The organism is Robinsoniella peoriensis, from assembly GCF_000797495.1.
Classification (GTDB): Bacteria; Bacillota; Clostridia; order Lachnospirales; family Lachnospiraceae; genus Robinsoniella; species Robinsoniella peoriensis.
In genome coordinates this window covers 348686-359679 of record NZ_JTGN01000008.1, presented here as the reverse complement: position 1 = coordinate 359679, position 10994 = coordinate 348686, and the positions used below count along the sequence as shown (strand labels likewise).

Below are 10994 nucleotides of genomic sequence, written 5' to 3'. Positions count from 1 at the left end.
TTGCTGATCGTGGATATGACAGTGATAAACTGATTGACTATATCTATGAGCAAGGTGGTGAACCAACAATTCCATCAAGAAAGGGAGCAAAGTTTGAACGTCATTGCGATTGGTGGCTATATAAAGAGCGGCATCTGATAGAAAAACTCTTTTTAAAGCTAAAGGCATTTCGTAGAATTGCCACCCGCTATGACAAACTTGCATTCACCTATCTGGGATTTTTGTGTATCGCTTCAATATTAATTTGGTTAAAATGACCAATGTGTAGCAATTTTCAAACACGCTCTAGTGCGGATTCAAGTTTCAAAGCTATATTATGATCTAATTTAACGTAACCACCAATTAGGCTACTAATATCTTTTTCACTCATCCCCATGCGTAACGCCAATTCTTTCTGAGTTATATCACGATTTTCCAACCATTCGCGAATAGTTGCTCCTGGTGGAACAGCTATGTTTTTTATCATATTTCCTCTCCATTATTGCTTAAAGTAATACAATCTCCTTTAAATATTCTCTTGTGATAGTGGAACACCAAAAAAACATATCGTACTCTTTAGAAACCTAAAAATTAAGAGGTGAAATGAATTTTCTTCTCCGTATTATTAATAATAGAATAATATTCTTCTGTCATACTATGAACAATGCTGATATCTCCATCCTTTGCCTTTATCACCTTATAGTTCGGGTCTGAAATTCGTATTAAAGGTTCCTTTCCATCCGCTTTCTCAATGATTGCCACTATTTTATATCCAGTTTTCAATGATTACCTCCAAATGCATATAATTATATATTAAATAGAATCTTTTCAAATTTGATGTCCCTCAGGATATTTTGTTAAAAGAGGGCTATATTAGTCTGAAGAATCTTTACTTGTTCTGCCACAATAAGGACATTTCATTTTCGGTATAACATTTTCATAAAAATTCTCGTCATCATACCCTGATTTATGTACTTCCACATAACCACACATTTCACATTCGTAATCCGCCCAAAAGTCCCTTCTAATCTGACTGTTAATCTGCTTTATTTTCATATGCTTCCTCCTTTAGCAATTCCTGGCTGTATTCAAACATTTTAAGTAAATCTAATATATCTTTAGCTGTATATATTTTTTCTTCTATATCTGTCATAGTCTCAAACCATCCTTCAGCAAAAGCAACTGCACATTCCTGTGTGAATCCCTCTGATCGTGCGCGCTCTTTAATCCTTTTTATGAGTGTTTTTATAGTTATACTCCTCCTTCTGTCTAACACTTCAAACTTTGATTTCGCTAACAATACACCTACATTCCCATCCTTAGGAAGTTTATCCAGCAAATTACACGCTGAGTTAATATAATCGTCATCCGGATAACCTATGTCGTATTTTTCCTTCATATATATTAAACCTTCCACTAATTCCCCAACCGTCATAAATTCCTCCATATCCCTTACCGGTGTATAAAATGGCAGTCCGCCAATAACCTCATATTTTATCATTTTATCAAATACCTTAAATAGTACTGCAGCACCGCCAATATATACGCTGCACTGTAATTCTTATCAGGCATAAACATAACCTGTAGGTTATATTTTGCGTTAAAACTATGCAATGACCCTAAAAAACTCTTACTGGAGTACTTTGTGTTATACCTTCCTTCTACCAGATCCTTGTAATTTGCATTTTCTATTAAAAGGTACTTTCTTTTTGCGTAGCACCTGCTCCATTCATCATTAAACCGCTCTCTCGTCTGTGCGAAACACCCGGACAGCTCTTCCAATGAATTTTTTCTTTCTATAATAATATCATTGTAAAAATACTGTTTTTGGTTGATATCCAATTCTGGGATTGGATTTAGTGCAAAGCTGTAATCTCCAGAGGGGAGGGCTAATGTCTCGTGCTCAATTTTATGCTGATCAAGCCATAGCTCGATGTGTGCCTGAGATTTTTCCCGGCTGTCAATGAGGATGACCATATTTTTTAAAATCTTCTGTATTTCTGTATCTGTATATTTCCTTCTGTTTAATATGTAATATCATCTCCTATCATGCTGTATTTGTACCTATTCAAAGTAATCTAAATTACAGCCTTTTTATACTTTGTTAGCCACATAACTCTCGTATTTGGAATTGGTTTATACTTACCCGTTTCATTATCCAGCTTACATTTTGGCTTGTAGGTTTGTGACTCGATTCTTATAATTTCACCTTCTGTGACTTTATTATAGTTAAATGTCTTCTTATCTATCTTTGCTTCGATGATACTTCCATTTGCAAGGGCATACAATTTTATCCTTGGGGTATAAGTCTTATCGATTTCCGTTATAACTGCCAGCCCTCTGTAAGCCTTGTCTATAACATCTATGTAGCCCAAGTGTTCTCTCTGCCATCCAATCTTCTCTGCTACAGATGTTTTTGGAAATGTTATGATGGTTAATATATTTTTTAGCATCGCATAAGTATCTACATTCGAAAACATTTTCTCCGTTTCCTTTTTAGCAAATGGCACAATATCTCTCAGTTCTATACCTATTTCTGATAACTTATCTTTCTTGAACTGCTTCTTCCCATAGATACTATTGAATAATTCGTTATATTTAAGGAGCTGATTAATTTCACCGAACTCTGAAAAGTAGTCTATTTTTATCAAAATATCCAACTGTCTTGAATTTACAGAGGTATTGTTTCTAACCGCTATCAGCACGTCGATAAAATCATTATATTTATTATTTCTCAATCCATATAACTCGTCTGCCAGGTGGGAATTAAAGAACTTCAGTGATCCAATCCCCTTGTATATACAGTTAGTTTCTTTATCGCAAAAATATTTTCCTTTTGAAAATCTAAATTTGGGTGCCTTTATTTCAATGCCTGCTCTCTTTGCATATGCTGTAAGTCCCGATGTTTTTTCTTCCTTATCTTTATTTATGTTAAACGCAGTGGTCAAAAATTCAAGTGGATAATAATATCTTAACCAGCCAGACACATACCCTTCATATGAATAAGGCTGCGAATGATTTAGGGAAAACAAATATCTGCTTGCATCTTCAATTACCTGGATGAATGCTACAATATCTGCCTCAGCTTTTTCTACGGTAGAACCGTATTTTTCTGTCATGGTTTTTATAAATCCTGCTTTTATGCGAGGTATATGTTCCTCTGTTCCTGTCTTCTTTGCAAACCCCCGCCTGACAATATCCGCTTCACCCATTGTGTACCCACAATATAAATGCAAGAAATCAATAATCTGGCATTGGAATACTAAATAACCAAATGTGTTCTTCAAAAAATCATCGATGACAGGGCTGCCAGTGGTTCTGACTACTCCATTCGCTAAATCATCTCTATAGGAAGCTCCTGCTGGTCTGATTGCACTATTTCCTATACTAAGCAAAGTCATTCGGTCTATATCAGGATCTACTTCTTTAAATTTCTGTATGTTATCGTCTGACAGAAGCTTTTTGATGTAGTTTTCCCCTGTCGTACCTTCCCACTGAAAGATCTGTGTTGTGTCATCTCTTATTGCGTTCCATACATTAATATCTGATATATCCACGTTATCCGGTGTCAGTCTTTCGATGTCTGCCAGTTTACAGGTTTCATTGATTAACTCAATGGTGTCTAATCTCAGAAGATCAAGCTTTACGTAATTCAGCCAATCAATCTCTTTCATATATATCTGGCTAATCGGGTAATCTGATGTTGACGTTGTAAATGTTCCCAGCTTATCCGCAATATCATGTGGACTTACCACACAGCCGCAGGGATGGCTGCCTACTGACACAATAACTCCCTTTACCAAATCCACATATTTGAACAATTCCTTATGTTTTACTCTGGCATCTTTCGTCTTTTCTTCGTCCTCCACCACATTGCATAATTCAGAAACATCATCTAATGAATATCCTAAAGCTCTGCCAACATCCCTAATAGCCCCCCTATCTGCAATGGTATTGAATGTAACGATATCGCAGCAATACAATCCCGTTTTCGAGAAAATATATTGTTTAACATCGTCTATTCTTGATGGCGGGAAATCCGTGTCAATATCAGAAAGAGAAACCCTCTCGATATTCATAAATCTGGAAAAGTTAAGTTTATGCCTGACGCTGTCCATTTCCGTAATGCCAAGTAACCAGGCAATAACGGAACCATTGCATGAGCCTCTTCCATACCCAACGAAAATATCTTGACCAACACACCATTGAATAATATCTTCCATTAGGAGCATAAAATCAATGGCACCATTATGCCGGTAAGCTGCAAGTTCTTCTTTGATCCTGTCGATATAATCCTGATAATTTGGATACTTGTCAACACCACGTTTTTTAAGACCTTCCATGATTTTCGTTTGAAATGTTTTTTCTGGATTCTCCCACAAATGAGGATATTTATATGACCTGTCCATTTCAAACTCTTCTATCATCCCTGCTAATAAATTGGTATTATTAATTGCGTCTAATACGACATCCATCGGTAACGAGTTCTGTCTCCTGTATGCCTCAACAAGTTCATCATATGTTTTAAATGATAAGTCCCAAGAGTCTTCGTTTGCAAAATTAACCCCTTTCGCCTTCTGCAGTATGCTTCGTCCTTCTAAATGCTCCTTGTTTAATGCATGGGTATCTGTTCCTGCAATCAGGGGCACTCCGATATTCTTACCTAATTCATATAAGTACTGATTATATTTTTTCTGTTCCCCTTCTATGTCACAATGATGCTGGATTTCCAGAAAACACCGCTGTTTGTTTTGCGATAAAAATGTTATAAATTTATCCTTTATAGCATTACTGCCATTATGTAGAATACCCCCTAAACAGGCTGTTGTTATAATAATGTTTTCAGAAGTGTTTATTAGCTCATCTATGGTTATACGCGGCATATAATAAAAATGCCCGTCTTTCCTATTAAATGATATGGATGACATCCGGTTTATTTCTAGCACACCGTCATAGTTCCTGGCAATTAAGATGCAGTGGTAATTATCTCTTATTTTTTCTTGTAGTGACTCTGTTATATATGCTTCGATTCCATGTATATACTTTAATCCAGCAGCTTCCACATGTTGCTTCTTATTGACCCATGAAAACATATTTCCATGCTCTGTAAAGCAAATGGCATTCATTCCGCACTCTTTTGCCTTATGGATATAGTCATCATATTTTGTAATACTATCTATATTTATTGTTCCATTACTCATATCACTATGCAGATGTATGCATACATAATTATTCAGTTTAATCACCTGCCTCTAAATCTCTTTTTCATTAACATAACAGCAAGAATTTCGATATCCGCACAGCACCCTGCACATCATATAACTCTGATTTGGTTCAAACTTCGTATCTTTGTAGATTTTGTGAATCGTATCAACAGCCCAAACCATTGCCTTTTCGTAATCTTCAACTGAAAAAGGAATATTCGTCACCTGCTGGTCAAAGAAATGATTCCAAATAATTCTATCTGGATATTCGTCAAATTCGTCATACACTGCCTTCGAGTACAGATACATCTGCCTGCTATATGCTTCATAATGCTGTAACTGGCTTTTTAATGGAGTGCCATCTTTCTTCATAAAATGGTCAAGAGATTTATGATCTACCAGCAAAATTTTTCTGGTCTGTTTATTTCTGAGCAGCAAATCAATAAACCCTACGAATTTGTAGCCATTGATTTCAAAGTGAACCTCCTTTTCAACTCCAAGGATTTCATAATTTTTTAATTTCTCGCTGTCAAAGGCTGCCAAATAATCAATTCCCTGATTATATTTCTTTTCCATAGTGGACTGTTTCACCGTATGTACCACGTTATTTTCGTAGTTATCTATAAAATAATCAATTGCATGATCTATGTTTAGTGTTCCATCAAAAATTTGTGCATTGACTTCATGAATAAAACCACCTGCATCAGAATAAAAGTTCCCTTCATTGGTTTCAGAGCCATCAATTTTCCTTTGGTAAAAAGCATAAGGGCACTGATCATACTGATGAAGCGTAGAAAACGAGAAAACCAGTCCATCTAATATGTCTCTGTATGGACTTTTAACCTCTGCGTTTGCCAAATATATTTTTCCTCCATTCCTTGTTTTACCTATTTCCTATCTCACTCTTATTTTATTTTTGTAGAGCTTTTCAAACGTTTGCAGCCCTAAGTCCGCTGGACTGTTTTTCGTTTCAGCTTCACCAAGCAACTTTTCATTGTCCTCAATTACATATACATTAGTAAAACGCTTTAGCTTATCGAAGCTTTCGATAATATCTTTTGTATGATACGAAACATCATTATCATAGGCAAAGACCAGATTAACCCTTAAACGAATTAATAATCTGATTTGTTCATCTGTTACCGAATGTTTTTCAACAGAAGCACAATGTCTATACCCCCATCCAAAACATTTCATAACACTTTTAATACTTTCAAATAATATAATCTCGTTGTTTTGCTTTACATATGGAAGTGTTATATCTAAGCCTTGTAGATAATCCATAGTTCCAACCGGATAATAATTCATATATTTCATTAAATTCATTGATTTGAAATCTTGATACCTGGTTCTTCCTTTAATGTTGATCATTCTTCCTTGAAGATCTCTTACCGGATAAACTATTCTATTACTTCTTTTGTCAATCCTAACATCAAATAGGTCAATTTCTTTTTGTCGAATCCCTTCATTCAGCCACTCTTTAATGGGAAGCTTATCATATTTCTGGTACTCACTTTCGGCTATAATAATATGTTTGTTATCTTTGACTCTTTGCTTCATTTTTCTAAGCTTTTTCAATAGTTTAACCGTTGGCGAATAACACATATTCGATACATCTGTATGAGTTAACAAGCATGTCTTTTCAACTGCTTGATCAAAGGATAACCCTTCATACTCTTGCAGGTACTGGATGATTGACCCACCTCTGCCGCAAGAAAAACAATAAAACACATTCTTAGAAGGGGTAACAGAGAATGAAGGAGTCTTGTCAAGGTGCCTGCTACATCGACCAAAATATTCTTTTCCTTTTCTTTTTAATTCTATTTCCTGGCTTATATACTCTACCAAATCAACCTGGGAAGATATCTCTTCTAAAAAATCCTCATCATACTCCAAACATTCTCACCACCTTTAATCAAATTCGTTGGATGAATCATGTTGTTCAGCTTCTGAGATCATCATCTTATTGCCATCAAAAATAAAATCTAAATATGCACTGTCATCATCTTCTGGCTGCTGTTCTCCCAAACGATTTATATAGATTTTCATCCCGGCATTTCCACACTGTAAACCGTCATTCGCAATCTGTTCTTGAGTTTTTAAAAACCATTTAATTCCAACAGATAAATATCGGTTAATTTTCAAGGAATCGCTGATTTCGCCTTGTCGGTTTAACTGCGCTGCTGTCAACACTGCAAGATTTAATTCACCCGCAATCTTATTTTTCAAGAAATCTGTACGGGTTCCCAATATGTTGTAGTTATCAGAACTGGATGTTGCATTACTTTTTAAATAATCATCAATCACAAACTGCAAACCCATTTTGTATTTCAATATTTTACACATGGAATACAATTCTTCGTCAGATAAATCTGGTCGATACACATGGACAAAAGGCTGCTTTTTCATCCATATATTTGCCTTTTTAATCTTTTCTTCTTCTTCCCCTGAATATCTGCCATTCTTTATTCTCTTAACATCAACACCAGTTAAAGATGCTAAACACCGCTCATAAAAAATACGGTCTGACATTTCCCTGTCTACATACAGCGTAGGAATTCCATTTTTGATTTTATGGAGCGCTTCAAGCATCATAACAACAGATTTCCCTTGTTTATACTTAGCCTGAATAACAACTAGTTCAGATGGTTCATAGGTAAACCAATTGCTTAATATTTTAAACACGGAAGGTATGCCATAGAATCCAGTGTCAGTTCTCCTATCACAGATTTCATTCCACAGGTCTTCGGCTTCGTCTCCCAATAATTTAATCTCTTCAGAGACAATATACTTTTCATCAAGCTTTTGCAGGATTTCGTTTCTTTTTTTGTTGAGTTCAGATAGTGTAATAGATTTGTCCATGCATATTTTTTCTATTTCTTTCATACTTCTAATCAAATCTCTTTTATATGATAGCGTAACTACGTTCTGGGCTAATAATTTGTACTCTTCAAGCGTATGCCTTGCTGTTTCTCCACATAAGTCTATGTATTCCTGGATAGACGGAAGATTATATTTATTGATTGTGTGCTGTACTGCTTTGTTGCTTGATAGCATATTTGAGATATTAAACGCATCAATATTATCAATACCCTTTTTATAAAGTTCCGAAATACTCCAATATATACAGCCGTTATCTTGATTGAAAAAATATCCAGGCTTTAGATAATCGGTATGTAAAATAAACTCTGGATGGTAAACCAGGGTGGAAATCACACCACTTTCAGCTTGATTATCAGCTAACTCTAATACATCCAAATCGTGTCCTCCTAGTCATATAGATTATCAAGTCCCTTTTTCTTCGGCTCAATGACTTGAAACATTGGTTCATTATTGCTCTTAGCTTCGAATTTCACTTTACCGATACTCTGTAATTGTTTCTTTTCCCACGCATTTTTTATACGATAATCATCAATGACATAATGTAAACCTTGCGGATAATTTATTTTTCTCTTTGTGCTTATTGCATATTGAAGCGCAAATAACAAATATCCGGAATCTACATGTTTTTTAAATATAATATTGTTAATGACACTGGTTAACTGCGGCATAACAACAGTGTTGCTAACTTTCTCATTATACAAAACCTTTATCTCATTTATATTTCTATAAGTATTGGCACAATCTACGTGAAAATACCTGTTACCAAGCTTGACAGCCTCATCCTGCAATACTTCACAGGACTCATGGCTGCAATGTCGGAATGCACACTTATAAGTTTTTGAATTGGACATGTGCATCTACTCCTTCTTAATTAAATGGAAGTTCAGAATCTTCGTCTATTCCGTTTGGGATGTTCATAAAACTATCACCAGATCCTTTTCCAGTTGCCTGTCTGCTGGAATGATTTCCATTATTGTTACTAGCGTCTTCAAAATTAAAGATTGCATAATTAGTGTACGTAGTATTCTTATCTTTGTCATACCGATTTGTAACCTCGCAAGCGCCAATCTTAACATTTTTGCTGATATCCAGCTGATCCGCCTGCTGATGAGCAGTTCCTACGAGTCTTACAAATTTGTTTGCCCAATCTGTTTCATACTGGTCTGTGTTTTTGTTCTTTTTACTTGTTGACATCTCTGCAACGTGATAGTTTCCTTTATTCTCTAATTTCCAAATATGTCCAAATTTTCCTTGTCCAAATCCCATATATTCTTATCTCCTTTTTATTAAATAATTTTTCTCAGATTTTTAAGCTCTTTTGACAGCAACGTTAATTTTTCGTTATCTTCACAATTTATTGGATTCCCAGTTTCATCTTCAAGTATTGTTTTGCAGATTTCACCTACTTTTATCTTCGTGTTATCGGATAAGGCACATCGCTTTTTGATCAAATCCATACACTCTTTCTGTAACTTATCAAGTTCAATAACGCTCTCTGGAGCTTCCTCTTTTGACCAAAGATGCAACCCTAGTCCAAACATCGCCAAGTTCTTTGCCAAGCACCTCATAATCGATTTATTTACATCAAACATAGTTGCCGGTGCCACTGTTCTTTCCCCGCTCTTTGTTTTGTATGTATATTCAACTGATTTCATCGCTTTATTGGAGCCATCCATTACAGGCAGTTCCATTTCTCTAGTTATGCCATTTACGGTAACAGAGGTGAATACCATAATCCCTAAATCACTTTCTACATAAGGAAGACTGTTTTCTCCAAACTTTTTAATTTCATATGTTGCCTCTGGAAACACCTTGCATACCTCGCTCCAAGCCGTACTCCACGGGATATACGACAGCCCCTGTTTCTGATACATCCTGTCTCTTACATCAATATCATATAGCTGCTCAAAAAAATTCTTCTCTGTCAATTTGTTTCCTCCTTAATTTTAGATTATCTATATAAACACCTTACGGTGATAGTAAAGAAATATATCATCATAAATCCATATAAAATTTATACGCCTACTTCTGTGTTCCCTTTGATGCACCGTGCTTAGCATCGTTAACAGGCTTTACTAGCTTTTTCAATACAGTTTCATCCATCATTTTCTTAAATATTTTTTCCTGCTTTAAATTATTTTTGTGCTTCCAGTTATTTTTGTCTCTCATCTTTTATGTCCTCCTGAATTTATTAATCTATCTCAACGCATTTCTGCGATAACATAATGTTGTTTTATGTGAACTTTACTGTATATGTTTTATAACATATAGAACAGTAAAGATTGAAAAATATATAAAGCCATGTATGTGAGCTTTAATTTATATCACTTCTACTTTAAACAGTATGAACAGATGCCTTTTTCAAAATCCCATGCTTCTGCTAGTGTCGATTCTCCACAAACAGAACATTCATATCTCAAATAATCTAGTGGGTCATATCCACTTTCAGTTGCATTCTTAACAATTAGCGGTTCATCAGATATAATTTCAATTTCACCGTCTTCAATAATTCCATACACTTCACTATGCTTTCCAAGAATTTCTCCAAAATATACTTCTTTTCCAATGGCTGCATCAACTCCAATGAAACCTCCATAAGCATTCTTTTGGGCTGTCTGTAATGGTAGGAATTCCATACTGTGTTGCACAATCATATTCAATCTTACAACCGCGTTTTTCTTCCCATCCTTTAAAGAAATATGCTATATCAGCTTTAGCTAAATCGGAAATACTCCTTGCCAGATATTCCAATAGCTTTGTATCCTGATTAAAGTCTGTATAAAATGTATCAATGACCTCTACATCCTCACCCAATATCTCTTTTGCTTTATGTATGGCAACTTTTCGTTCCTCTAAGACTTCCTTATCTGTTTTGCCATTCATTGGCTGTGAAATAAATAATTTCTTCATTATTAACTCTTCTCCTTC

Annotated in this window: 16 protein-coding genes; 1 reads left to right on the top strand and 15 read right to left on the bottom strand. The window is 35.2% G+C overall.

Annotated features, from left to right (window positions below; genetic code table 11):
- Positions 1 to 257 (top strand): IS5/IS1182 family transposase (locus QR40_RS18285; RefSeq protein ID WP_044296289.1); only part of this gene is annotated, 257 nt, incomplete at its 5' end.
- A 17-nt stretch (positions 258 to 274) separates the two neighbouring features.
- On the opposite strand, the gene QR40_RS18280 is transcribed toward QR40_RS18285, so the two are convergent.
- The 15 genes from QR40_RS18280 to QR40_RS18215 form a co-directional block, all read right to left on the bottom strand.
- Positions 275 to 466: a helix-turn-helix transcriptional regulator gene (locus QR40_RS18280; protein ID WP_044296288.1), complete on the bottom strand. Its 192-nt coding sequence runs from the start codon at positions 464 to 466 to the stop codon at positions 275 to 277.
- A gap of 104 nt (positions 467 to 570) precedes the next feature.
- Positions 571 to 762 (bottom strand): hypothetical protein, encoded by a 192-nt coding sequence (locus tag QR40_RS18275; RefSeq protein ID WP_044296287.1) that lies wholly within the window; start codon positions 760 to 762, stop codon positions 571 to 573.
- A gap of 90 nt (positions 763 to 852) precedes the next feature.
- Positions 853 to 1035 (bottom strand): hypothetical protein, encoded by a 183-nt coding sequence (locus tag QR40_RS18270; protein ID WP_044296286.1) that lies wholly within the window; start codon positions 1033 to 1035, stop codon positions 853 to 855.
- Entirely contained in the window at positions 1016 to 1480 is a 465-nt protein-coding gene (locus tag QR40_RS18265) for a hypothetical protein (RefSeq protein WP_044296285.1), read from the bottom strand. The genes QR40_RS18270 and QR40_RS18265 overlap by 20 nt, the downstream gene beginning before the upstream one ends.
- Entirely contained in the window at positions 1477 to 1956 is a 480-nt protein-coding gene (locus tag QR40_RS18260) for an ERCC4 domain-containing protein (RefSeq protein ID WP_052430926.1), read from the bottom strand. Before QR40_RS18260 ends, QR40_RS18265 begins: the two co-directional genes overlap by 4 nt.
- Positions 1957 to 2057: 101 nt before the next feature.
- A complete protein-coding gene (locus tag QR40_RS18255) occupies positions 2058 to 5225 on the bottom strand; it encodes a PHP domain-containing protein (RefSeq protein WP_052430925.1) in 3168 nt (1055 codons plus the stop codon).
- Between the two features lie 6 nt (positions 5226 to 5231).
- Positions 5232 to 6041, bottom strand: a complete 810-nt coding sequence (locus QR40_RS18250) for a PD-(D/E)XK nuclease family protein (protein WP_044296283.1) — start codon at positions 6039 to 6041, stop codon at positions 5232 to 5234.
- 36 nt (positions 6042 to 6077) lie between these two features.
- A complete protein-coding gene (locus QR40_RS18245) occupies positions 6078 to 7079 on the bottom strand; it encodes a CHC2 zinc finger domain-containing protein (protein WP_044296282.1) in 1002 nt (333 codons plus the stop codon).
- Positions 7080 to 7094: 15 nt separating this feature from the next.
- Positions 7095 to 8441 (bottom strand): DnaB-like helicase C-terminal domain-containing protein, encoded by a 1347-nt coding sequence (locus QR40_RS18240; RefSeq protein WP_044296281.1) that lies wholly within the window; start codon positions 8439 to 8441, stop codon positions 7095 to 7097.
- 11 nt (positions 8442 to 8452) lie between these two features.
- Entirely contained in the window at positions 8453 to 8917 is a 465-nt protein-coding gene (locus tag QR40_RS18235; RefSeq protein WP_044296280.1) for a hypothetical protein, read from the bottom strand.
- A gap of 16 nt (positions 8918 to 8933) precedes the next feature.
- Positions 8934 to 9332, bottom strand: a complete 399-nt coding sequence (locus QR40_RS18230; RefSeq protein ID WP_044296279.1) for a hypothetical protein — start codon at positions 9330 to 9332, stop codon at positions 8934 to 8936.
- 20 nt (positions 9333 to 9352) lie between these two features.
- Positions 9353 to 9994, bottom strand: a complete 642-nt coding sequence (locus QR40_RS18225; protein ID WP_063837585.1) for a Sak single strand annealing protein — start codon at positions 9992 to 9994, stop codon at positions 9353 to 9355.
- Positions 9995 to 10088: 94 nt separating this feature from the next.
- Positions 10089 to 10235 carry a hypothetical protein gene (locus QR40_RS31880; RefSeq protein WP_160295839.1) on the bottom strand — a complete coding sequence of 49 codons (147 nt, stop codon included), beginning with the start codon at positions 10233 to 10235 and terminating at the stop codon, positions 10089 to 10091.
- 161 nt (positions 10236 to 10396) lie between these two features.
- Positions 10397 to 10702: a hypothetical protein gene (locus QR40_RS31450; protein WP_152614238.1), complete on the bottom strand. Its 306-nt coding sequence runs from the start codon at positions 10700 to 10702 to the stop codon at positions 10397 to 10399.
- Positions 10641 to 10976 carry a DUF4406 domain-containing protein gene (locus tag QR40_RS18215; RefSeq protein ID WP_044296320.1) on the bottom strand — a complete coding sequence of 112 codons (336 nt, stop codon included), beginning with the start codon at positions 10974 to 10976 and terminating at the stop codon, positions 10641 to 10643. The genes QR40_RS31450 and QR40_RS18215 overlap by 62 nt, the downstream gene beginning before the upstream one ends.
- Positions 10977 to 10994: the final 18 nt, after the last annotated feature.